At 59.9% G+C, this 21,780-nt stretch carries 22 protein-coding genes; 20 read left to right on the top strand and 2 right to left on the bottom strand.

Annotated elements, in window-relative coordinates:
* The 7 genes from AC13Q5_RS19585 to AC13Q5_RS19615 all read left to right on the top strand — a co-directional run bounded on the left by AC13Q5_RS19585 (window position 1) and on the right by AC13Q5_RS19615 (window position 6,834).
* Window positions 1–1,098 (top strand): ABC transporter ATP-binding protein, encoded by a 1,098-nt coding sequence (locus AC13Q5_RS19585; protein ID WP_488502845.1) that lies wholly within the window; start codon window positions 1–3, stop codon window positions 1,096–1,098.
* Between the two features lie 48 nt (window positions 1,099–1,146).
* Window positions 1,147–2,319 carry an ABC transporter substrate-binding protein gene (locus AC13Q5_RS19590; RefSeq protein WP_457877614.1) on the top strand — a complete coding sequence of 391 codons (1,173 nt, stop codon included), beginning with the start codon at window positions 1,147–1,149 and terminating at the stop codon, window positions 2,317–2,319.
* Between the two features lie 92 nt (window positions 2,320–2,411).
* Complete coding sequence (locus tag AC13Q5_RS19595; RefSeq protein WP_488502846.1) at window positions 2,412–3,266, top strand: ABC transporter permease; 855 nt, start codon at window positions 2,412–2,414, stop codon at window positions 3,264–3,266.
* On the top strand, window positions 3,263–4,063 hold the full coding sequence (locus tag AC13Q5_RS19600) for an ABC transporter permease (RefSeq protein ID WP_488502847.1): 801 nt from the start codon (window positions 3,263–3,265) through the stop codon (window positions 4,061–4,063). Before AC13Q5_RS19595 ends, AC13Q5_RS19600 begins: the two co-directional genes overlap by 4 nt.
* 73 nt (window positions 4,064–4,136) lie before the next feature.
* Window positions 4,137–4,346: a hypothetical protein gene (locus AC13Q5_RS19605; protein WP_075852875.1), complete on the top strand. Its 210-nt coding sequence runs from the start codon at window positions 4,137–4,139 to the stop codon at window positions 4,344–4,346.
* Window positions 4,347–4,675: 329 nt separating this feature from the next.
* Window positions 4,676–5,098: a TadE/TadG family type IV pilus assembly protein gene (locus AC13Q5_RS19610; RefSeq protein ID WP_075852876.1), complete on the top strand. Its 423-nt coding sequence runs from the start codon at window positions 4,676–4,678 to the stop codon at window positions 5,096–5,098.
* Entirely contained in the window at window positions 5,098–6,834 is a 1,737-nt protein-coding gene (locus tag AC13Q5_RS19615) for a pilus assembly protein TadG-related protein (protein ID WP_457877512.1), read from the top strand. The genes AC13Q5_RS19610 and AC13Q5_RS19615 overlap by 1 nt, the downstream gene beginning before the upstream one ends.
* 58 nt (window positions 6,835–6,892) lie before the next feature.
* Here AC13Q5_RS19615 and AC13Q5_RS19620 read toward each other — a convergent pair whose 3' ends face one another.
* Window positions 6,893–7,801: a LysR family transcriptional regulator gene (locus AC13Q5_RS19620; RefSeq protein WP_457877511.1), complete on the bottom strand. Its 909-nt coding sequence runs from the start codon at window positions 7,799–7,801 to the stop codon at window positions 6,893–6,895.
* Between the two features lie 258 nt (window positions 7,802–8,059).
* On the opposite strand from AC13Q5_RS19620, the gene AC13Q5_RS19625 reads away from it, so the two are divergent.
* From AC13Q5_RS19625 to AC13Q5_RS19645, 5 genes are read left to right on the top strand one after another with little or no spacing between them, the layout of a single operon-like run.
* Entirely contained in the window at window positions 8,060–8,866 is an 807-nt protein-coding gene (locus AC13Q5_RS19625; RefSeq protein ID WP_488502848.1) for a 5-oxoprolinase subunit PxpA, read from the top strand.
* The gene (locus AC13Q5_RS19630) at window positions 8,853–9,095 is read left to right on the top strand and encodes an acetyl-CoA carboxylase (RefSeq protein ID WP_047635610.1); all 243 of its coding nucleotides are present in this window, start codon (window positions 8,853–8,855) and stop codon (window positions 9,093–9,095) included. The genes AC13Q5_RS19625 and AC13Q5_RS19630 overlap by 14 nt, the downstream gene beginning before the upstream one ends.
* Window positions 9,092–10,477 carry an acetyl-CoA carboxylase biotin carboxylase subunit gene (locus tag AC13Q5_RS19635; RefSeq protein WP_047635609.1) on the top strand — a complete coding sequence of 462 codons (1,386 nt, stop codon included), beginning with the start codon at window positions 9,092–9,094 and terminating at the stop codon, window positions 10,475–10,477. Before AC13Q5_RS19630 ends, AC13Q5_RS19635 begins: the two co-directional genes overlap by 4 nt.
* Complete coding sequence (locus AC13Q5_RS19640) at window positions 10,477–11,352, top strand: 5-oxoprolinase subunit B family protein (RefSeq protein ID WP_488502849.1); 876 nt, start codon at window positions 10,477–10,479, stop codon at window positions 11,350–11,352. Before AC13Q5_RS19635 ends, AC13Q5_RS19640 begins: the two co-directional genes overlap by 1 nt.
* Entirely contained in the window at window positions 11,342–12,313 is a 972-nt protein-coding gene (locus AC13Q5_RS19645) for a 5-oxoprolinase subunit C family protein (RefSeq protein ID WP_488502850.1), read from the top strand. Before AC13Q5_RS19640 ends, AC13Q5_RS19645 begins: the two co-directional genes overlap by 11 nt.
* Before the next feature lie 75 nt (window positions 12,314–12,388).
* On the opposite strand, the gene AC13Q5_RS19650 is transcribed toward AC13Q5_RS19645, so the two are convergent.
* On the bottom strand, window positions 12,389–13,399 hold the full coding sequence (locus AC13Q5_RS19650) for a GntR family transcriptional regulator (RefSeq protein WP_075852883.1): 1,011 nt from the start codon (window positions 13,397–13,399) through the stop codon (window positions 12,389–12,391).
* 539 nt (window positions 13,400–13,938) lie between these two features.
* Between AC13Q5_RS19650 and AC13Q5_RS19655 the strand changes: the two genes are divergently transcribed.
* The 8 genes from AC13Q5_RS19655 (at window position 13,939) to AC13Q5_RS19690 (ending at window position 21,755) form a co-directional block, all read left to right on the top strand.
* Complete coding sequence (locus AC13Q5_RS19655; protein ID WP_488502851.1) at window positions 13,939–15,012, top strand: ABC transporter ATP-binding protein; 1,074 nt, start codon at window positions 13,939–13,941, stop codon at window positions 15,010–15,012.
* Between the two features lie 45 nt (window positions 15,013–15,057).
* A complete protein-coding gene (locus AC13Q5_RS19660) occupies window positions 15,058–15,957 on the top strand; it encodes an ABC transporter permease (protein WP_075852885.1) in 900 nt (299 codons plus the stop codon).
* Between the two features lie 2 nt (window positions 15,958–15,959).
* Window positions 15,960–16,805 carry an ABC transporter permease gene (locus AC13Q5_RS19665; protein ID WP_488502852.1) on the top strand — a complete coding sequence of 282 codons (846 nt, stop codon included), beginning with the start codon at window positions 15,960–15,962 and terminating at the stop codon, window positions 16,803–16,805.
* Window positions 16,805–17,548 carry an SDR family NAD(P)-dependent oxidoreductase gene (locus AC13Q5_RS19670; RefSeq protein ID WP_488502853.1) on the top strand — a complete coding sequence of 248 codons (744 nt, stop codon included), beginning with the start codon at window positions 16,805–16,807 and terminating at the stop codon, window positions 17,546–17,548. The genes AC13Q5_RS19665 and AC13Q5_RS19670 overlap by 1 nt, the downstream gene beginning before the upstream one ends.
* A gap of 13 nt (window positions 17,549–17,561) precedes the next feature.
* A complete protein-coding gene (locus tag AC13Q5_RS19675) occupies window positions 17,562–18,329 on the top strand; it encodes an SDR family NAD(P)-dependent oxidoreductase (RefSeq protein ID WP_075852888.1) in 768 nt (255 codons plus the stop codon).
* A 97-nt stretch (window positions 18,330–18,426) separates the two neighbouring features.
* Window positions 18,427–19,659 (top strand): ABC transporter substrate-binding protein, encoded by a 1,233-nt coding sequence (locus AC13Q5_RS19680; RefSeq protein WP_457879405.1) that lies wholly within the window; start codon window positions 18,427–18,429, stop codon window positions 19,657–19,659.
* A 78-nt stretch (window positions 19,660–19,737) separates the two neighbouring features.
* On the top strand, window positions 19,738–20,841 hold the full coding sequence (locus AC13Q5_RS19685) for an ABC transporter ATP-binding protein (RefSeq protein ID WP_488502854.1): 1,104 nt from the start codon (window positions 19,738–19,740) through the stop codon (window positions 20,839–20,841).
* Between the two features lie 32 nt (window positions 20,842–20,873).
* Complete coding sequence (locus AC13Q5_RS19690) at window positions 20,874–21,755, top strand: polysaccharide deacetylase family protein (RefSeq protein ID WP_075852891.1); 882 nt, start codon at window positions 20,874–20,876, stop codon at window positions 21,753–21,755.
* Window positions 21,756–21,780: the final 25 nt, after the last annotated feature.

A 21,780-nucleotide genomic window follows, 5' to 3' on the forward strand; every position in this document is an offset into this window, starting at 1 on the left:
ATGGCGATAGCGATCGGTCTCGACCATATCGTCAGAAATTACGGGCCGACGCACGCCGTCGATGATGTGACGCTCGACATCAGGGCAGGGGAGTTCTTTACGCTGCTCGGCTCGTCCGGTTGCGGCAAGAGTTCTCTGCTGAAGCTGATCGGCGGTTTCGACAAACCCACCTCGGGCCGTGTGCTTTTTGATGGAAAGGACATGGCTGATGTTCCGGCCAATCGCCGGCCGGTGAATACCGTTTTCCAGTCGCTCGGGCTCTTTCCGCATATGAATGTCGCTCAGAATATCGGCTACGGCCTGAAGTTGCGCGGACTGTCCGGTGCCGCCCTTAAGACCAAGGTCGATGGTGCACTGGACCTCGTCGAACTTTCGGGCTTTGCGGATCGCGACGTCAATCTTCTCTCAGGCGGTCAGCGGCAACGCGTGGCGCTTGCGCGCGCGCTCGTCATGGAACCGGGCATCCTTCTGCTTGACGAACCTTTGACCGGGCTTGATGAGCGGCTGCGTCAGCAGATGCGTGACGAGTTCGGGCGGCTTCACAAACGGACTGGAGCGACCTTCATTCTCGTCACTCACAATCAGGACGAGGCACTCAGCCTTTCGGATCGCATGGCGGTCATGCACAAGGGGCGGATCGAACAGACCGATGCGCCGTCGCGCTTCTTCGAAGCGCCGGCCAATGCCTTCGTTGCCCGTTTCGTCGGCATCGACACGCTCCTGACGCCCGAAAGCATTGTGATTTCAGGCAACAAGGCTGTCGTTACGATTGCTGGACAGCGCATCAGTGCGAGCTTCTCCGGATCGGCGCCGCCGTCCGATGTGCTCGTCGCAATCCGCCCAGACCGCATTGAGCTGGCCCCAGCTGCCGAAGAGGTTGCTGAAATAATTGAACTTAAGGTTGTCGAAAGCATCTATCGCGGACTCAGCCATGACGTTACGCTCGCGTTCGCCGACAGCCAGCGCGTGGTGTTAACGACTAGCGCGGACGCAACTCCGCCCTCGCCGGGCGAAAGCGTGCGCGTCTGTCTGAAGCCAGGCGCTGCGCTCCTGATCGATCGTTCCGGAATACCGGCTCTGGCTGGAGGCGATGAGTAGAACCCGAATAGCTGACACAAGCGAAAAATGAGGGAAGGGAATGACACGATGAATAAGAGCAATAATCTCGTCTCCTCCGCCTTGAGGAGTAATATGCAGCGCCGTGACATGCTCAAGCTGATGGGGGCGGGTGCGGCCGCACTCTCCGTCGGTGGGCTATCTGCAACGCGTGCCATGGCTGATGACGCAACGGTTGCGTTCTGGGGCACTGCGACGCTCGATATCGGCGACAAATGGCAGGAATTTACCCGCCAGAGTGGTGTTTCGCCCGAATTCACCGATAACGGCAACGATGTCGGTCCGGTGGTCGCGCGCCTTGCCGCCGGCAATGCCAATGATCTCTTCGATGTCGGCGGCTTTCAGGGCGGCGCCGAGCGTGAACTCGCCAAGCAGGGCCTGATTGCGCCCTGGGACGTTTCAAAGATCTCGAATTTCGCCGGCATCTGGCAATGGGCCAAGGATATCCCGACCTTGACCTATGAGGGCAAGCAGTACGGCATTCCCACCGTCGTCAACGCCGACTCCATCATCTATCGCCCCGACAAGCTCGGCAAGGTCGACAGCTACGGCGTCATCTTCGATCCCAAGCTCAAGGGCAGGGTTGCGATGGAAGATGCGTGGATCAACAGCGCCATCTTTACCGCCATCTATCTCAAGGAAGCGGAGAACAAGCCGATCAAGGAGCCGGGCAATCTGACGGAATCCGAACTCGGCCTCGTCATGGAGTTCCTGATCAAGCACAAGAAGGACGGCCAGTTCCGCACCTTCTGGAATGGCTGGGAACAGGGCGTCCAACTTGTGGCGAATGAAGAAGTTGACGCCATGACCGGCTGGGAGCCGATCGTCTATGAAGGCCGCAAGCGCGGTCTGCAGGTCGAATATGCTGCTCCCGTCGAAGGCTACGAAGGCTGGGGCAACAACACGGTGCTGCTCAAGGGTGCCACGGAGCGCGGCAAGGCTGACGTCGCCCACAAATTCGTCGATGGACTGCTGGCCGGCCTTTATGGTTGCGAACTCGGCAAGGCACGCGGCTATCTCGTGCCGACCGACAACAACCTCGCCTACGCCAAGGCCCATCCGGACGAATACAAGCCCGACGATGTAGCCAAGCTTGCCGACCATGTGAAGGCCAAGTTCTCCGGAAAGGTCTACTGGCAAAATTGCCGCCCGGACAATTTCCAACTCTACGAAGAGTGGTGGCAGAAGCTGCGCAACGCCTGATTTAACACAATGGACCGGGGCTGGTGCATCTGTCGAAGGACAGGCCGGCCCCGAGCCGATGGGATCAACGCCGAGAGAAGGAGGATTAGATTATGAAGACATCAGTTCTATTGCTGACCGCTCCGCTTGCGGCGATCCTCGCGTTTGGCCTTGCGCCGCTCGTTCTTGTCGTGGTCTGGAGCTTTTGTGCCTGGGACTCTGCCACCTACTGGATCAAGCCGGAATTCAGCCTCGCCGCCTATGGCGCCATTCTGGAAGCCGGGCGCTGGAGCGTGTTTCTATCCACGCTTGGCAAGGCGTTCCTGACATCCGCTATATGCCTCGTCATCGCCTATCCCACTGCCTATGCAATGTATTTTCTGGCTGGTCGCACTCTGTCCGTCGTGCTCGCGGCCCTTCTTACGATCCCGTTTTTCACGTCCTATCTCATTCGCTCCTTCTCCTGGCGGCTGCTGCTTGGCCGCACTGGCGTCATCAACATGCTTCTTCAGCAAGCCGGCATCACGGATGCGCCGCTCGACTGGTTGCTGTTCAGCGATTTTGCCGTCATCGTCGGGCTTGTCGCCTCCTACCTGCCGTTCGCAACCTTCCCTGTCCTGCTCTCCATGCGCCGCGTAGACCCGATCGCGCTGGCGGCATCGCGCGATCTTGGCGCCGGGTTCTGGACGATGGTCCGCACCGTGTTGTTGCCGCTGACCTACTCCGGCGTCTTTGCCGGTTTCCTCTTCGTCTTCGTCATGGTTGCCGGCTCCTCGACCGAGGTGCAGATGCTTGGAGGCGCTGGCGCATCGATCGTCTCGGTGATGATCAATGACGTCATGCGTGTCGCCAATTTTCCGCTCGCCTTTGCAATCTCGACGCTGATGCTCGTCATCGTCTTTGGGCTGGTGCTGATCGGCAATGCCCTGTTCGGCCTTTCTTCGCTATTCGAGGAGCGCGGCCAATGACAGTCAGGGAAGGAACGACCCCGCGCATCGTCATCTGGGCTCTGACCATCTTCGGCCTCATCGTGATCTATGCGCCACCGCTTTATCTGCTTGGTGTCTCGTTCAATCCGGCGCTGCAGCCGGGGTTGCCGCACTTCTCCGACATTACCTTGAAATGGTACCTCGCACTCGGCTCGGAAAGCGCGCTTGTCGCCGCGCTCGGGCAATCGATCATCATTGCGCTTGCAACGGCTGTCATCGCGACGCTGCTGTCGCTCGGCGCGGCGCTGGCCCATCGCGAGCTTCACCGCGGGCGCAGCCTGTGGTTTCTGACCGTGTTGTTGCCGATGTTCATACCTGGAGTCATCCAGGGGCTGGCGCTTTCGACGGTCATCAGTCGCGCTGGCGTTAAGGCATCGGCCTTGACCGTCATTGCCGGCCATCTGCTATGGGCGATGCCCTTCGCCTTCGTCGTCATCCTAACGAGCTTTGCTGCGGTCAAGCGAACCTATCTGATGGCGGCGGACGATCTCGGTGCCGGCCGGTTTCGGCAGTTCTGGGATATTACCCTGCCATTGATCCGGCCGGGCCTCGTCAGCGCCTTCATTTTTTCGTTCCTGCTGTCCCTCAACGAGTTTACGCGCGCCTTTTATCTGGCCGGTCGCCAAAACACGTTGCCGGTAGTGCTGTTCGGCAAAATGAATTCCGGCGCCTCGCCGACGATCTATGCGATGTCGGGCGCAATCTTCCTTGTATCAAGCGTTTGCGTGGTGGCCGTCGCACTGCGTTCGCTGCTCATGCAACGCCGAGTGGGGTGATTCATATGCAAATTGGACTGACGAGTCGCAAGTTCTGCCCGCCCTTAGACCTCCATCAACGGGAGTATAGAGGATGAAACAAGAGTCGAAACTGATGGCGCTGATCCGCGCTGGTAAGAGGCAGGAGGCGCTTGACATGGTCGAGCGGCTGAAGGCGGCGACGCAATCGCTGCCGACGTCTATCAAGGTGGATCGAACGGGCGCCGTCACCTACTACAAAGGGAACCGCCGTTTCGTGAGAAACATCCAGGGCGGCTGGGATCTGGTGCCGAAGAAAAAGTAGATGTCCGTTGTTGATCTGGGCATCGAGCAGACCGGCGCTGTCGAATGCGCGGCGCGGGCGAGAAGCAGCGGTTGGAAAGGAAAGATTTCGATCGACTGCAAATAGAAGGTCGCGGTGCCAATATTCGATGTGGCAAGCTTCTCATGCTCGGGATTTTGCCATGACAGATATTCCCTAGTGGAACGGTGATTTCGTCAAGTATTCGATATCTTTAAGATATAAATAATATTAGAAAATATCTTATTTAGAAATATAAAATTAACGTCCAAAGCCTAAGGTCTCCTCGACCGTCATCGCGCAGATGAAGGTCGATTGAAGGAGACAGGACCATGTATCGTGTTTCTCATTTCAACAGGGAGAAAGAGGGCGCCGCAGCCGTCGAATTCGCTCTCATCGCGCCGCTTTTTTTCCTTCTGCTTCTCACGCTGGTCGCCTTTGCCATCTATCTTACTGCCGCTCATTCGCTGCAGCAATTGACGGCCGATGCCGCCCGCACGGCGATTGCAGGGTTGTCGGCGGACGAACGAAGCCAGCTGGTTCAGAGCTTCGTCACCAGCTCGACGATCAACGACGCTTTCATCGACAAGAGCAAGTTGACGATAACCGTCGCTACCGACCCGACCAATGTCAATCAGTTCACCGTCAGCGCCGCCTATGACGCGTCGAATCTTCCGATCTGGAACCTCTATACATTCGCGATGCCGGATCAAACCATCCGCCGCTATTCGACCATTCGTCTCGGAGGTCTCTGATGGAGTGGCTTCTCGGTCGGCTCGCCTCTCTGCGAGACAGGCGAGGGAACGTTGCCGTCACGACTGCGCTTGTCTCGCCTCTGATCCTTTATTGCCTTGGCCTCGGCATCGATTATGGCATGATGACGCTACAGCAACGGCGCCTCCAGCAACTGAGCGACATCGGCGCGATATCGGCTGCCTCCGATATCGCAAATGCGCAGACTGCGCTTTTGAACAATCTCCAGAGCAATGGCACCACGGCGGCGGTTGCCTCCGGCAGCAGCTATATGACGAGCAACGGGCTCGTCAACACAGCTACCGCCAACTCCGGTCAATATGAGACCGTGGGCAATCTGGTGCTCGGCACCTACACGGCGGACGCGTCGATCCCGCTTGCAAACCGCTTCTCCTCTACAGGAACCTCACCGTATGACTCCGTCAAGGTGACATTGACCCAAAAGGCGGTGATGCCTTTCGCTTCCGCCTTTGCTACGCCGCCGACGCTCAGCGCGACGGGCACCGCATCCAGCGAGCGTCTGGCCGCCTTCTCGGTCGGATCGCGGCTTGCCAGCCTCAACGGCGGTATCCTGAACCAGCTCCTTGGCACGTTGCTGGGAACGCAGATCTCCCTAAAGGTCGCGGACTATCAGTCGCTCATAAGCGCGAATGTCAATCTTCTGAGTTTTCTCAATCTCCTGGCGACGGATCTCAAGCTTACAGGGGTAAGCTATGACCAGCTTCTCGCGACCGATGTCACCTATGACAAGATTCTCGGTGCGCTCGGCAAATCGACCAATCTTTCGAGCGGCGTCGTCACCCTCATCAACAATCTTGGCAAGACGCTCGGCACGACGAAACTGACCGTCAAGCTGCAGGATATCGTGAACCTCGGTCCTTTGGGGAGCAATATCGTCGGCACTTCCCCCAATCTGACGGCCAATATGAATGTGCTGGACCTAATCTCGATGACGGCAATGGCTGCCAACCAGCAAAAGCAGATCGCGCTTGATCTTGGGGCCGCTTTGCCAGGCGTTGCGACAGCAAAGCTGACGCTGGCGATCGGAGAAATGTCTCAGCAGACGCCGGCCCTTGCCGTGGGCGCGCCGGGCACGATTGTTCGCACGCCACAGGTCCGTGCTGCGCTCGAAGTCGCCGTTACCGGTCTGTCCCTGATCGCCGGGCTGAAGCTCAGGGTGCCGCTCTATATCGAGCTTGCTCCCGCGGAAGCCAAGCTTGCCTCGATTACCTGTGTCGGCGGCTCCATGCCGAACGCGGTCGTCGGCATAGATGCCGTGCCCGGTGTTGCCGAGGTAGATCTGGGCGACGTCAACACGTCTGCCTTCGTAAACTTCGGCTCCGAACCGCGGGTGACGCCGGCTGCGATCATCGATTCCCTTCTTCTGAAGGTGATCGCGAGTGCGCAGGTCGATATCGCCAACATGAGCCCGACACGATTGAACTTTCAGCCTTCGGAGATTTCGGCAGGTACGATCAAGACGGTTTCAACGAGTACCGTCCTGACCTCCACGGTCTCGTCGCTCCTGAAAAACGCGACCATCACCATCCAATTGCTCATCTTGACCATTGGAACGCCGTCGGGAGTGCTTTCGGCCGTTGCCGATACGCTATCGGTCGTGACCGCACCACTCGATCAGGTTCTGTACGGCCTGCTCGGCCTGCTCGGTCTCGGTATCGGACAAGCCGACGTGAGCGTTACCGATGCAAGGTGCACGCAGCCTGTGCTGGTACAGTAATGGCCTCCTTGAGATCCCATGTAGTCGAGCGAGAAAGCCGGGTTGCCGACCAATCGGATCAGGAGTTCGTACCCGGCAGGCTGTAGGCCTGCTGGAAATAACGCCTGAAGGCGAGCATGGGCTGACTGAATTCGACATTGGCGCGCCAGGCCAGCCCCACATCCATGGGCGGAACCGGATCCTGAATGTTCACGGTCTCGATGCGCCGCCCCTCGAGTGACCAGGGACGGTGCACCATGTCCGACAAGATTGCGACGCCGAGGCCGTTGGCCACCATCGATCGCACTGCTTCGATCGAACTGGTCCGTAACAGAACTTTCGGCTGATAGGGGCTTCGGCTCCAGTATCGCAGCGAAGAATGGGCTGCTTCATCCACCGTCAACATGATGTAGGGCTCTTCGGCGATTTCGCGCAGGCCTATGCCGTCGCGCCGCTGCAGGTCGTGGCCGGCCGGAAGCCAGAGGCGCCTCACCGAGCTCAGAAGCGTTTCGGTCGTCAGCATCGGATTGAGAATGTTCGATGTCAGCAGCACCGAGATATCATAGCGATTGGTCAGGAGCCCTTCCTCGATCGACTCGCGATTGACCTCGTAAAGCTGGATTCTCAGTTTCGGATAGAGGCGGCGGATGCGCTCTATATGCAGCGGCAGGAAATAGCCGATGACGGTATAGGTGGCGGCAACGACGAGCTCTCCCTCGATATCGCTGCTGACCAGATTGAGATGAGTCGCTTCATCGACCTTTGCCAGGATCTCATAGGCATGCGACAGGAATTGCCGCCCGGCCGTGGTCAGCTCCATGCCCTGCGGCGTGCGGTTGAACAGTGACACGCCGACCGTCAGTTCTAGATCCTTGATTGCCGCGGTGACGGCGGACTGCGAGATCGACAGGTTCACTGCAGCATGTGAGATCTGCCCGTACTCCGCCGTTGCAACGAAATAGCGGAGTTGCCTTAGGCTCAGGCTCATGAGAATTCTCCCATCTATTTATCTGAAAACAGCCGCGATTAATCAGATTTCATGGATCAAAAACGAGCTGACTTCGATAAATCCTTGCGCAATTTTTATATAATACTGATATTATTGAATATTTTCTGGTGCAATTTTGAGCGCCTGTATCAGTTTATCAGATAATCAAACTTTGAAAATTGTATTTTTCAAAGGCCATCTTTGTCTCTAGCGTTTTCGTATCGGTCCTGAGCGGGACGAAAGTGCGAGGGAAGGCATTTGAAGGAAGCGGTCGATATCAATTGCGACATGGGGGAGGCTTTCGGCCGTTGGCGGATCGGCGACGCGCATGACGAGGAACTTATCTCGCTTATCAGCTCGGCCAATATCGCCACCGGCTTTCACGCCGGCGATCCCAATCTCATGGACGAGACCGTGCGGATGGCGGCCGCTCATGGCGTCGGTGTCGGTGCCCATCCCGGCTACAACGATCTCCAGGGTTTCGGGCGGCGCAAGATCAACGGCACCAGTCGGGAGCTGGTCAACGATCTGGTCTACCAGGTCGGCGCGCTGCGGGAATTCGCCAGGCGCTACGGCGTGCCGGTACAGCACGTGAAGCCGCATGGCGCCCTCTACATGGAACTGGCGGCAAACCCGGATCTGTCGCAGATCTTCATACAATACATGCGCACCGCAGCGCCGAACATGTTCGTCTTCTGCATGGATGGTTCCGCCACCTGCCTTGCGGCCGAAGAGGCCGGCCAACCCGTCGTCCGCGAATTCTATGCTGACCGCGATTATGGCGATACCGGCTGGATCGTCTTTACCAGGGATGCCGGTCGTCCCGATCCCAAGGCGATCGCCCGCAAGGTCGTGAGAGCCTGCACGGAAGGTATTGTCCGCACCGTCAACGGCGCGGATATTCCGATCGCGTTCGATTCCATCTGTTTTCATTCCGATACTTTGGGTGCGCTCGATATCGTGCGCCACATGCGCGAGGCCCTCATTGCCGAGGGTATAAGAATTGCACCCGTTTCACAGATTTTGAACAGCGACGCAGCACGGAGGTCCCATGAGCAAGCTTGAGATCAGATCACCCCTTCCGGGAACTTTCTACAGGGCTTCCTCTCCGGACACGCCGCCCTTCAAGGCTGACGGCGATGCGGTTGCCGCAGGCGATACGATCGGCCTGATCGAAGTCATGAAGACCTTTCAGCAGATACCGGCTGGGCTTGATGGCAAGAACATCACCTTCCTTGTCGACAATGAAGAGCCTGTCATGGCCGGCCAGATCATCGCGGAGGTGGACCCATGACCATCCGCTCCGTTCTGGTTGCCAATCGCGGCGAGATCGCCGTCAGGATCATAAAAGCTGCCAAGGCGCTCGGTATTCGCACCGTGCAGGTCCATAGCGCTGCAGACGCCGATATGCTCGCGGTGAAACTGGCAGACGAGGCGATCGATATCGGTTCGCCAGCGCCGAAGAAATCCTATCTGAACATAGAGGCCATTGTTTCGGCCGCGCGAACAGCCGGCGTGGATGCCGTTCACCCTGGATACGGGTTTCTGTCTGAAAACGGCGATTTTGCCGATGCCGTCGAGGCAGCCGGGATGATCTTCATCGGACCGAGCGGCGAGGCCATACGATTGCTCGGTGACAAGGTGGCGGCGCGCGCGATTGCCGCGCGCGCCGGCGTACCGACGGTGCCGGGAAGTGATGGTCGCGTCGCCGACATCGGCGCCGCGGAGGCGATTGCCGAACGGACTGGCTTTCCTGTGATGATCAAGGCGGCCGCTGGTGGTGGCGGCCGCGGCATTCGCATCGTCCAGTCGCTTACCGAACTCAGGGAACAGTTTCCGCTTGCTTCGGCGGAGGCCGCCGCTGCTTTCGGCGATGGTGGCCTCTACATGGAAAAGGTCGTCACCCGCGCCCGGCATGTCGAGGTGCAGATCTTTGGTGACGGACGCAACTTCGTGCATTGCTTCGAGCGCGAATGCTCGTTGCAGCGTCGTCGCCAGAAGGTGTGGGAGGAGGCGCAAGCCTTCCTGCTGCCCGAAGATGTCCGGCAGCGCCTTTGCGCCAGTGCCGTGGCCCTTGCGGCGGAGGTCGGCTATCGCGGCGCGGGGACGGTCGAATATCTCTACGACGAGGATAGTAGGCAGTTCTACTTCATCGAGGTGAACACGCGCATCCAGGTCGAGCATCCGGTGACCGAGATGATTACCGGCATCGATCTGGTGCAGGAGATGTTCAAGGTGGCGGGTGGGGCACCCTTGTCGCTGTCGCAGTCCGATATTCGCGTTCGTGGCCATGCCATCGAGTGCCGGATCAATGCCGAGGACCCGGCCAAGGGCTTTCTTCCGGCGCCGGGCACCGTGACAAGACTGTCCGTTCCGGAAGGCGAGGGCATCCGTTTCGATACGATGCTTTATGCGGGCTATACCGTGCCGCCCTTCTACGATTCACTCCTCGGCAAGCTGATCGTCTGGGCTGAGGATCGCAACGCCTGCCTCGAGAGATTGGCTGGCGCCCTTTCCAATCTTATGATCGAGGGATTGCCGACGACGATCCCTCTGCACCTGGCGCTTGCCCGCGACCCGTCGGTACGCAAGGGGACGTTCCACACCCGTTTTCTCGAATCCTGGCTGGAGACCGATTTTACCGCGGTTAACGGCATATCGGCGGAGGTTGCCTGATGCCCGCTCGCTTTACGTTCGGAGGTGACGAGCATCTCTTCGTCGAATGCAGCGACGAGATGTCCCTCGAAGCGTTCTTCAAGAGCCTGTCGATGGCCAAGGGCGTGCGCGAAAGCGCCATCAGGGGCGTCACCGAAATCTGCCCCGCCAATGCGTCCTTCCAGATCAAGTTCGATCCGGACCTGATCAAGCCGGACGATCTCTTGAAAGAGGTCAGGGCGATCGAGGGCGCCGCCGAGAAGGCAGAGCCCGCGATCACGACCCGCATCGTCGAAATCCCGGTTTTCTACAACGATCCCTGGACGCATGAGACGCTGATGCGCTTCCGCGAGCGGCATCAGGAGCCGACGGGCACGGATCTCGACTATGCCGCCAGGATCAATGGTTATGGAGCTGTCGAGGACTTTATCTCGGCCCATGCCGGCTCGCCGTGGTTCGTCTCCATGGTCGGCTTCGTCGCCGGGCTGCCGTTCATGTATCAGATGGTCGAGCGGCAGCGGCAGATAGAAGTGCCGAAATATCTGCGCCCGCGAACCGATACGCCGCGGTTGACTGTGGGACATGGCGGCTGCTTCGGCTGCATCTATTCGGTGCGCGGGGCAGGCGGCTATCAGATGTTCGGCATCACGCCGATGCCGATCTTCGATCCCACGCAATCGACGAGCTACCTGCGTGATTTCATGGTGTTCTTCCGTCCCGGCGACATCGTGAAATTTCGACCGATCGATCGTGATGGCTATGACCAGGCCGTCGAGGATGTCGACAAGGGACGCTTTGCGCCGCCGATCCGCGAGGTTCGCTTCGACCTTCGGCAGTACCAGGCCGATATCGACGGATACAACGCCAAGCTGGAGGGCGCGCTTCATGGCCATTAAGGTTCTTCATCACGGCCTTTCCACCACCATTCAGGATCTCGGACGGCCCGGTTACTTTCATCTCGGCATTCCCGTCGGCGGCGCCATGGATCGTTACGCCATGCGGGCAGCTAATCTTCTTGTCGGCAATGACGAGGGCGCCGCCGGGCTCGAGGCCGTCTTCATGGGGCCTAAGCTCGAATTTCAGGACGATGCGCTGATTGCCGTCACCGGCGCCGACATGCCGGTCAGGATCGATGGCGAGCTGCAGCCGGGATGGACCGCCCTCAAGATCAAGGCAGGGCAGATCGTAAGCTTCGACTTTCTGAAGTCCGGCGCGCGGGTCTGCATTGCGGTGTCGGGTGGCATCGACGTTCCCGAAGCTTTGGGCAGTCGATCGACTTACGCGATCGGCGCCCTCGGTGGCCTTAACGGCAAGGCCATCGCTGCCGGTGATGAGCTTCCCGTCGGCTCCGGCTCGATGGCAGGTGTTGGTCGTTCGGTTGCAGAAGAGCTGCGCCGCAAGCCCGGTACGCCGGCCGAACTCAGGGTCTTGCCGGGGCTCTATTGGGATCGACTGACGGAAGAGACAAAGAGCAACTTCTTTGCCGATCAGTGGAAGGTGGCGCCGGAGGCCGATCGCATGGGCTATCGCTTCCGCGGCGGCCGCAAGCTCGAATTCGTCGAACGCAAGCAGCCATTCGGCGCGGGCTCCGACCCCTCCGATATCGTCGACAGCTGCTACCCCTATGGTTCGATCCAGGTGCCGGGCGGAACGGAGCCGATCATCCTGCACCGCGACGCCGTTTCCGGCGGCGGCTATTTCATGCTGGGAACGGTGATCTCCGCCGATATGGATCTGATCGGGCAATTGCAGCCACATACGCCGACGCAGTTCGTAGAAGTTACCATGGATCAGGCGCTGGCGGCGCGGGCGGATCGGCAGGCGTTGCTTGCGCGCCTTCGTGCGGCTCTGGCTTAGAGGGTCAAACGCATGGCCGCTTTCATGATCCGACATTTCCCGAACAGATGGAACACGGCCGGGATCGACCGTGCCTCACTCGAGAACGCGGGTCAGATAGGCGGCCGTTACACCGGGGCCGGGGATGATGGCGACGATCTTCATTTGTGCGATCGTCCGGTTAACGGAAGCCTCGAGATGGCTCTCCATCATCGCCGCCGCCGCCTTCACGGCGCCTCGCAGCAGCAGTTCCACGATCAGGCGAAGCTCCGTGATGATGGCGGGGTCGCCGGGCAGGCCAAGCCGCCGCAGCAGTCGTTCCGTCGCCGTGACAGGCAGCAGGTTGTTGCGGATGGATTCTTTCAGCCGCTCGTTCGGCGTCGCGAGGATGCAGATATCGATGAAGTCGGCATGGATGGTTTCCTGCGCTGCCAGATGATCGGCCGCCTCGCGCCGCTCGAGATCGCTAAGGCGCAGAAACAGGTCGTTCAGCCGTTCTCGGTCGACCCGACCGGCGCCGGCGATCAGGGCCTGCGGTTCCAGCATGCCGCGCAGACCGTAATGATCCTTGATCATCTGCGCCGTCAGCGGGCCGGCGATCCAGTGGGACGACTGGTTCTTGCGCACGAGACCGCGTTCGCGCAGACGGGTCAGCACGTCACGCACGACGGTACGGCTGACGTTGAAGTGGTCGGCAAGCTCGATCTCGATGATGCGATACTGGCCGAAGACGACACAGCCGGCGACATCAGCCTCGACGGTATTGTAGATGCGCTCCCAGGAGGAGCGGCTCTGCAAGGCCTCGTCGGCATGGCGCGGGATGGTCAGGCCAAGCGTCTTGATATCGGTGCGGTTCGGCTCGATGCCCCGACCGGCGGGGCCGACGAGATAGCCGCGCCCGTCGAAGCGATGCACCAGGCCTTCGCTTTCCAGCGTCTGCAGTGCCCGCTGCACGGGCGCGCGCGAGATCTGCAGGATATCGGCGATCGGACCTTCGAGCAGCACCACGCCTTGTGGCAGCGTATGGTCTTCGATGTTGCTGCGCAGAACATCCTCGGCGATCTCGTAGCGCTTTTGCGCATTGGGGCGCGCACGGTCTTCGGTCATCTGATGCAATGGACTCACGTCGTTCTGATGCCTCACTCTTACGCGTTTTGTTGCGCTAACATAGCGCAAAAATAAATGAATATTGAATACAAAATATGTTTTTAAATCGCGATTTTGATTGACGCGTTGCGACATCAGTCAGTGCTCGTGGTCGCGAGACGTGCTTTTTGCTGAATGACTATTGAGCGTAAGTGCCGCGATCGGTACTTGCCGTAGGCGTTTTTCTGTCGAATTTACGCAATGGTTGCAGCCTTTATGTCTTTCACCTTTCTTCGGACGCAATTTATCAATTTTAAGATCTGGCTTTTAGAAAAAAGTCTATTGAATACAAAAATCATTTATGCAATGCTCTCAACATCAAGGCGCTCGTCAGAAGCGCCGCAGGTGGAACTCTTTGAAACGCCAAGGAACATCTCTTTGACGCGCATGTGATCATGCGCGAGTGCAGACCAGCGTCTGGTGTCCGGATCGATGCGATCCCGGCGATGGCGATGCTTTGCCTAAAGGATGGTCCTTGCCTGGAAACTGGTGGGAAATCGGTGTCGACCGTTCTTCAACTCAGCCAAGTCACCAAATCCTATGGCGCGTCAGCCGCACTGGACAGGGTGGATTTTTCTTTGCCCGACAACGCCTACATCTCGCTGCTCGGCCCGAGCGGCTCCGGTAAGACGACGCTGCTGCGCGTCATCGCCGGCTTCGAGGAGCCGGATGCCGGCTCGATCCTCTTTCACGGTAAGCGGCTTGATGGCGTGGAGCCACATGACCGCGGCATCGGCTTCGTCTTTCAGAACTTCGCTCTGTTTCCGCATCTTTCCGTCGCCGAAAACGTCGCTTTCGGCTTGCGCAACCGCAAGGTCGATCCTGTGACCGATCCGCGCGTTCTGGCGAACCGGGTTCAGGACATGCTGTCGCTTGTCGGCCTCAAGGGGTTTGACGATCGTGCGGTCACGCAGATTTCCGGCGGCCAGCGCCAGCGCGTCGCCCTGGCACGTACGCTGGTGACGGAGCCGAAGATGGTGCTGCTGGACGAGCCGCTGGGCGCGCTCGATGCCAATCTGCGCGGCCGCATGCGCAATGAGCTCAAGACCATCCGCGAGCGCTGCGGTGTGACCTTCCTCCATGTGACAGGCAGCGAGAGCGAAGCCCTGGCGATGGGGGATCTGGTGCTTGTGCTTGATCGCGGCCGCATCGCCCAGGCCGCCGCTTCCGATGTCGTCTACAATCGTCCAGCGACCGCAGCGGTCGCCCGCTTCCTCAACTGCTACAACCTCTTTGCCGGCGATGTCGTCGAGGATGCTTTCGTCGGACCGGCCGGCCGCTTTCCTTTGAATGGATCGCGCAGGAAGGCGCCGCAGCCGGCATACGCGATCCGCTACGATCGCGTTTCGATCCGTCTTCGCGGCGCAACACTCTCGGATGACCAGGTAGGTATCGAGGCCGATTTCATCGCCAGCGAATATTCAGGCGCGGCGGTCAATTCCTTCTTTGCGCTCGATGGCGGCCACGTCTTCGAAGTCGAATCCCATCTGAGCCACGCCCGTCCGCCGGTCTTTGTCGAGAAGGACCGCTATGCGCTCGTCTGGAAGAAGGAGGACGCCCTTGTCTTCGGTTGATGTGAGCCCTTCGAAACCTTCCGGACCCTCCAAGGAGAGCGAGATATGACCATGGTCGCGACAAGCGAGGAAGCCGCGCAGGAAAGCCCAACCGTGCGCCGGAAATCGAACAAGACGCTCTGGCTCCTGGCCCCGGGCATGATCTGGATGGTCGCTTTCCTCGTCCTGCCCATCCTGATGATGGTCTATGTTTCCTTCTGGACGCAGACGACCTTCAAGATCGAGCCGACGCTGACCTTGCAGAGCTGGATCACCTTCCTGACAAGCGCCACCTATCTCGGGGCGCTCTGGACAACCATCCGCATCTGGCTGCTGGTGCTGGTATCGACGCTCGTCGTCGGCTATCCGGCGGCGCTCTTCGTCGGCCTCCTCATCAAGAACAAGACGCTGCAGACGGTGCTTCTCGTGCTCTGCGTCATCCCATTCTGGACCTCCTTCCTTATCCGCGTGCTTGCCTGGCGGCCGATGCTCGGCACCGAGGGCGCGATCAACATGATCCTGATGAATCTGGGCGTCATTCGGCAGCCGATCGAGGTGCTGTTGTTTTCGGAACTGTCCGTCATCATCGGCATGACGCAGATCTACTGCGTCTTCATGGTGGGGCCGATCGCGTTCATGATGGGTCGCATCGATGGCTCGGTGATCGAGGCGGCCCAGGATCTCGGCGCGAGCTTCTGGCGCATCTTCCGTACGATCATTCTGCCTCTTTCCATGCCGGGCGTGGTGGTCGGCGCGATCTTCGTTTCCGTCATGGTTCTTGGCGAATTCGCAACGTCTGCCGCCCTCTCCGGCCGCAAGGTCAATCTGCTTGGCAATATTATCGTCACCCAGGTCGGCTCGCTGAAATGGGCCTTTGCCGCCGTCGCCGGCGTCGTCCTGACAATCATCATGGGTGCGGTTGTCGCAGCCCTGCTCAAGGTCGTCGACCTCAGAAAGGAGCTTTGATCATGAATGCTGGCGGCATCAAGCCCGGCCTGGGCGTCTATACGACCCTCTTTCTGATCTTCCTCTACGGACCTCTCGTGGTTCTGGCGATCCTGTCGTTTCAGACCGGTCCGGAGGGCGGTCCGCAATTCCCGATCATCGAATGGTCGACCTATTGGTACCGGCATCTCTTCGGTCTGACGCCGCCATCGCGCATCGCGCCCTTGCCGATCGACCAGGCGCTGATCCGCTCGCTTTTACTGGCGCTGATGACGATGATCGTTTCGACCGTGCTCGGCGTCATGTCCGCCCAGGCTTTTCGTCGCAAGTTCCGCGGCTCGGGCGTGGCCTTCTATCTGATCGTTCTTGGCATGATGGTGCCGGGCGTGCTCGTTGGCCTCGGCATGGCTCTCGTCGCCAATGCTTTCGGCATCGATCGTCACTGGTGGAGCACGGCTTTCGTGCTACATGTCGTCTATACCTTCCCCTTCGCCTTCCTGGTGATGCTCGCGATCTTCAACCGGTTCGATCCGAGCATGGAGGAAGCATCCTGGTCGCTCGGCGTCACGCCGGCGCGCACCTTCCGCAAAGTCACGTTCCCGCTCGTCTTCCCGGGCGTGCTCTCGGCCATGCTGTTTGCCTTTACGCTCTCCTATGACGAGTTTTCGCGCACCCTGTTCGCCTCCGGCCGCGAGCTGACGCTGCCGCTCGCCATCTACGGCACCTTTTCTGTCGAGGTGCATCCGAACGTCTTTGCCTTCGGCGTCCTGACCACGCTGTTTTCCTTCGCGCTGCTCGGCACCTACGCGATCCTGATGGGCCTGTCGGTCCGACGCGCCAAGCGCGTCCGCATCCAGGAGGACGCGTGATGGTGCAGGGGGGGTCCGCGATCGTTACAGGTGCTGGCTCCGGTATCGGCCGCGCCATTGCGCTGCGCCTCGGCGCCGATGGCTATGCGGTTCTGGTCAATGACCTCTCGGGCGAGCGTGCCGAGGCTGTCGCCTCGGAGATCCAAAGGGCGGGCGGTGCGGCGACCGCGATCGCCGGCGACGTCGCCCGATCCGAGGACGTGGCGGCTATTCATGTCGCCGCCAAGACCTCGCACGGCGGCGACGTCGCCCTTCTCGTCAACAATGCCGGCATCGCGCATCAGGCGGCATTCGAAAACCTCGAACTTGCGGATTTCGACCGGATGTTTGCGGTGCATGTGCGCGGCACCTTCCTGATGACCAAGGCCGTTCTGCCGTCGATGCTGGCGCGTGGCGAGGGCGTCATCGTCAATGTCGCCTCGCAGCTCGGGCAGATCGGCGGCATCGAGCTGGTTCATTACTCCGGCGCCAAGGCCGCGATCATCGGCATGACCAAAGCGCTGGCCCGCGAGGTTTCCAGCCGCGGGGTCCGCGTCAATGCCGTGGCGCCGGGGCCGATCAACACGCCGCTGGTGCTCGGCCTTTCCGAAGAGTGGCGCGAACGCAAGAAGCGCGAATTGCCGCTCGGCCGCTTCGGCGAGCCAGAAGAGGTGGCCGCGACCGTAGCGTTCCTGGCGTCGCCGGCAGCAAGCCTCTTCGTCGGCCAGACGCTCGGGCCGAATTCCGGCGACGTGATGCTCTGAAGGAGAAAAGCAGATGGATAGTTTAGAGAAGCGGGTTGTCATCGTCACGGGCGCGGGCATCGGCATCGGCCAAGCGGCAGCCAAGGCGTTTGCCGCGCTCGGCGACCATGTCGTCGTCACCGACATCCTCGAGAAGGAAGGCGAACAGACGGTTCGCGATATTCTCGCCGCCGGTGGCTCGGCCGAGTTTCATCTTTACGACGTGCGCTCGACGGAAGCGGCGAACCAATTGGTGGCCCATGTCGAGGCGCGCTTCGGCAAGATCGACATTATCGTCGCCAATGCCGGCATCGCGCATCGCACCCCCCTCGAAAAACTCACCGACGACAAGTGGGACCTGACCATGGATGTCGATCTGAAGGGCATCTTCAAGCTGGTGCGTGCTGCCGTACCCGGTATGCGCGCCCGCAGATCGGGGAGCATCGTCGCCCTCTCTTCGATCATGGGCGTGGCCTATGGCTGGGACGAGCATGTCCATTATTCGGCGGCGAAATCCGGCGTCGTCGGGCTGGTGCGCGGGCTTGCCGTGGAACTGGCAAAGGACGGCATCAGGGTCAACGGTATCGCTCCCGGCTACATCCGCACGGCACAGCTTCTTTCGGAAGAGAATTCGCTCGGCCCCGCCGGCGCGGAAAAGGCGGCGGAGTTCATTCCGATGGGCCGGCTCGGCGAACCGCAAGATATCGCCGACGTGATCGCATTCCTCGCCTCGAACGGCGCGAGATACATGACCGGCCAGGTTCTGGTCGTGGATGGTGGCCTCCTCGTGGGGCGGTACTGATCGCCCCCGGTCCGGCAACAGCCGGGCAACAGGCGATATGGCAATGAAATAGGCCCGCAAAGGGTTCAGGGAACAGCAATCAGCACTGGAGAACAAAATGTCCAAAATGGAAATGAACAGACGCTCTCTATTGAAGCATTCCGCCGGCGTCATGGCGCTCGCGATCGGGGGCGGCACGCCCTTCCTGTCGTCGCGGGCGGCCTACGCACAGGCTGCCAACCTTGCCAAGGAGCAGCTGCGCACCATCGGCCTTTCGGTGACGGTTCAGGAGCGTATCCTCGACGATTTCCGCAAGGTGAGCGGCGTCGGGCAGACTTCTGGCACTGCGGCGACCTTTCCGGACGCGCAGACCAAGATCCTTTCCGGCTCCAAGGATTACGATTGCTGGGAGATCATCGGCGAGCGCCTGCCGTCGATCGTCATGACCAACAATGTCGAGCCGGTGCCGGCAGCCTCCTTGAAGAACTGGGCCAATATCCGCGATACCTTCACCACGCCTTCCGACAAGTGGCAGCCGAAGCAGCAGATCGTCGGCCAGATCTGGGCCGATGATGCGAAGACCACGCTGAACATGGTGCCCGCCGTCTATAACTATGACTCTATCGGCTACAATCCGGACGTTCTCTCGGCTGAAGAAGCCAACACCTGGTCGGCGATCTTCGATCCGAAGTGGAAGGGCAAGTCCGGCCTCAATACCGATCCGCTGATCGCCTTCGGTCAGGCCATCATGGCCATGAACACGCTTGGCCTTCTGAGTGTCAAGAATCCCGGCAATCCGAGCACGGCCGAAATCGACGAAGCAGCGAAATTCCTCGTGTCCAAGAAGAAGGACGGGCAGTTCCGCGCTCTCTGGGGCGATTTCGGCGAGCTGGTCAACCTGATGGCATCCGGCGAAATGGTCGTCTGCGACGCCTGGCAGCCGGCGGTCATGGCGGTCAAGGCCCAGGGCAAGGCGTGCAAATATGCCGTTCCGAAGGAAGGCTATCGTGGCTGGGCGATCGGCCCGTCGATGATTGCAGGCACGCCGAACAAGGACGCCGTGATCGCCTATGCCGATTACTGGCTCTCGGGCGAGCCCGGCATCACGGTTTCCGAGCAGGGCTACTATTCGCCATCGACCAATATCGAGAAGGTCATGGCGCCGGACAAATATGCCTTCTGGTACGAGGGCAAGCCCTGGGTCGGCGCCGCCGAGCGCGGCATCAAGGAAGGCGACCTGCGCGATGGCGGCTCGCTGGCCGAGCGCGCCAAGAACGTCGCCTACTGGCACCAGTGGCCGGATGAATACGACCATCTCGTCCAGAAGTGGGATGAATTCCTCAATGCGTGATGCGGTGGCGTCCGCCATCCATTCTCAGCTCTGCGAGGAGGCGATGTCCGCCTTCTCGTCCACGCCCGGAGATCTCTCGTGATGTATGATTTGGAACTCATCAATGTCGGCAAGGTCTATGACAATGGCACGCCAGCCGTCATCGACTTTAATCTCTCGATCAAGAAGGGTGAATTCATCGCCTTCCTCGGCCCGTCGGGCTGCGGCAAGACGACGACGCTTCGCATGATCGCCGGCTTCGAGAGTATTTCCTCCGGCGACATGATGATCAAGGGCGAGCGCATGAACGATGTCAGGCCGCAGAAGCGCCCGACATCGATGATATTCCAGAACTATGCGCTGTTTCCGCATATGACCGTGCGCCGGAATGTCGGATATGGCCTGGAAGTCAAGGGCATGGCGAAGGCCGAACGGGATGCGCGGGTCGACCGTATCCTCGCCACCCTCGGGCTGGAGGATATTGCCGAGCGGAAGCCGGATAAGCTTTCCGGCGGCCAGCGCCAGCGTATCGCGCTTGCGCGCGGTCTTGTGGTCGAGCCGGACGTGCTGCTTCTCGACGAGCCGCTGGGCGCACTCGATGCCAATCTGCGCAAGGCGATCCAGAATGAACTCAAATTGCTGCAGAAGAAGCTTGGCGTAACCTTCGTATTCGTCACTCATGCGCAGTCGGAGGCGCTGGCGCTGTCCGATCGCATCGTCGTGATGAACCGGGGCAGGGTCGAGCAGATCAGCCCGCCGCATCAACTCTATACGCGGCCGGACACGCCGTTCGTGGCTCAGTTCATCGGCCGCAACACGATCTTCGAGGGTGAGGTCGCCGGCTCGCAGGCCGACAGCACATTCGTCTCGACCTGTTTCGGCACGCTGTCAGGCTGCGCCAATGGCGGCCTCTCCAGCAAGGTCAACATCGTCATCCCTTCGGAGGCGATCGAGGTTCACGCGGCAGGTGGCTCGGCGTTCGAAGATCTCGCCCGGACCTTCGGCGGCAATGTGGTCGGCGCACGCGTCGAGCGTTTCGACGTTGTCGGCCATATCTCGCAGATCGGCATCAGCCTGCCCGACGGCCGTGGCCTCGCGCTCGAGGCGCATGTCGACAAATACCGGCCCAGCGCTTTTCCCGTCGGCGCGGAGGTCATGCTTACCTGGGATCCGGCCGACGCGACCGTCATTCCCGCTCACTGATTAAAGAAAACCCGATCAAAGGAGGTCATCCCATGGCAAAGGAAATCTTGTGCAGTTTTGGTGTCGACGTCGATGCCGTGGCCGGCTGGCTCGGCTCTTATGGCGGCGAGGATTCGCCTGACGATATTTCGCGCGGCCTCTTTGCCGGAGAAGTCGGCAGCCTGCGGCTGGTGAAGCTCTTCGAGCGCTTCGGCATCAAGACGACATGGTTCATTCCCGGCCACTCCATCGAGACCTTCCCGGAGCAGATGCAGGCGGTGGCCGACGCCGGCCATGAAATCGGCATCCATGGCTACAGCCACGAAAATCCGATCGCCATGACGCGCGAGCAGGAGACAGAGATCCTCGACAAGTGCATCGAGCTGGTCACCAAGCTTTCGGGCAAGCGCCCGACCGGCTATGTCGCACCCTGGTGGGAGTTCTCCAATGTAACCAATGAGCTGCTTTTGGAGCGCGGCATCAAGTACGATCACTCGTTGATGCATAACGATTTCACACCCTATTATGTGCGCGTCGGCGACAGCTGGACGAAGATCGACTATTCGCGCAAGCCGTCGGACTGGATGGTGCCGCTGAAGCGCGGTCAGGAAACCGACCTGATCGAAATCCCGGCATCCTGGTATCTCGACGATCTGCCGCCGATGATGTTCATCAAGAAATCCCCGAACAGCCACGGCTTCGTCAATCCGCATCATATCGAGCAGATGTGGCGCGACCAGTTCGACTGGGTCTATCGCGAGATGGATTACGCCGTCTTTCCGATCACCATCCATCCCGATGTCGCCGGGCGGCCACAGGTGCTGATGATGCTGGAGCGGCTCTACGCACACATGATAAAACATCCCGGCGTGAAGTTCGTGACGATGAACGAGATCGCCGACGATTTCGCCGCCCGCTTTCCGCGCAAGAAATAGCCGGTTAGGCTGAAGTACTGAGTGC

This window comes from Martinezella sp. CNPSo 3964, assembly GCF_057784375.1.

Coding starts and splice junctions, on each gene's coding strand:
- AC13Q5_RS19585 (WP_488502845.1), top strand. CDS start 1: ATGGCGATAGCGATCGGTCTCGACCATATCGTCAGAAATTACGGGCCG.
- AC13Q5_RS19590 (WP_457877614.1), top strand. CDS start 1,147: ATGAATAAGAGCAATAATCTCGTCTCCTCCGCCTTGAGGAGTAATATG.
- AC13Q5_RS19595 (WP_488502846.1), top strand. CDS start 2,412: ATGAAGACATCAGTTCTATTGCTGACCGCTCCGCTTGCGGCGATCCTC.
- AC13Q5_RS19600 (WP_488502847.1), top strand. CDS start 3,263: ATGACAGTCAGGGAAGGAACGACCCCGCGCATCGTCATCTGGGCTCTG.
- AC13Q5_RS19605 (WP_075852875.1), top strand. CDS start 4,137: ATGAAACAAGAGTCGAAACTGATGGCGCTGATCCGCGCTGGTAAGAGG.
- AC13Q5_RS19610 (WP_075852876.1), top strand. CDS start 4,676: ATGTATCGTGTTTCTCATTTCAACAGGGAGAAAGAGGGCGCCGCAGCC.
- AC13Q5_RS19615 (WP_457877512.1), top strand. CDS start 5,098: ATGGAGTGGCTTCTCGGTCGGCTCGCCTCTCTGCGAGACAGGCGAGGG.
- AC13Q5_RS19620 (WP_457877511.1), bottom strand. CDS start 7,801: ATGAGCCTGAGCCTAAGGCAACTCCGCTATTTCGTTGCAACGGCGGAG.
- AC13Q5_RS19630 (WP_047635610.1), top strand. CDS start 8,853: ATGAGCAAGCTTGAGATCAGATCACCCCTTCCGGGAACTTTCTACAGG.
- AC13Q5_RS19635 (WP_047635609.1), top strand. CDS start 9,092: ATGACCATCCGCTCCGTTCTGGTTGCCAATCGCGGCGAGATCGCCGTC.
- AC13Q5_RS19640 (WP_488502849.1), top strand. CDS start 10,477: ATGCCCGCTCGCTTTACGTTCGGAGGTGACGAGCATCTCTTCGTCGAA.
- AC13Q5_RS19645 (WP_488502850.1), top strand. CDS start 11,342: ATGGCCATTAAGGTTCTTCATCACGGCCTTTCCACCACCATTCAGGAT.
- AC13Q5_RS19650 (WP_075852883.1), bottom strand. CDS start 13,399: ATGACCGAAGACCGTGCGCGCCCCAATGCGCAAAAGCGCTACGAGATC.
- AC13Q5_RS19660 (WP_075852885.1), top strand. CDS start 15,058: ATGACCATGGTCGCGACAAGCGAGGAAGCCGCGCAGGAAAGCCCAACC.
- AC13Q5_RS19665 (WP_488502852.1), top strand. CDS start 15,960: ATGAATGCTGGCGGCATCAAGCCCGGCCTGGGCGTCTATACGACCCTC.
- AC13Q5_RS19670 (WP_488502853.1), top strand. CDS start 16,805: ATGGTGCAGGGGGGGTCCGCGATCGTTACAGGTGCTGGCTCCGGTATC.
- AC13Q5_RS19675 (WP_075852888.1), top strand. CDS start 17,562: ATGGATAGTTTAGAGAAGCGGGTTGTCATCGTCACGGGCGCGGGCATC.
- AC13Q5_RS19680 (WP_457879405.1), top strand. CDS start 18,427: ATGTCCAAAATGGAAATGAACAGACGCTCTCTATTGAAGCATTCCGCC.
- AC13Q5_RS19690 (WP_075852891.1), top strand. CDS start 20,874: ATGGCAAAGGAAATCTTGTGCAGTTTTGGTGTCGACGTCGATGCCGTG.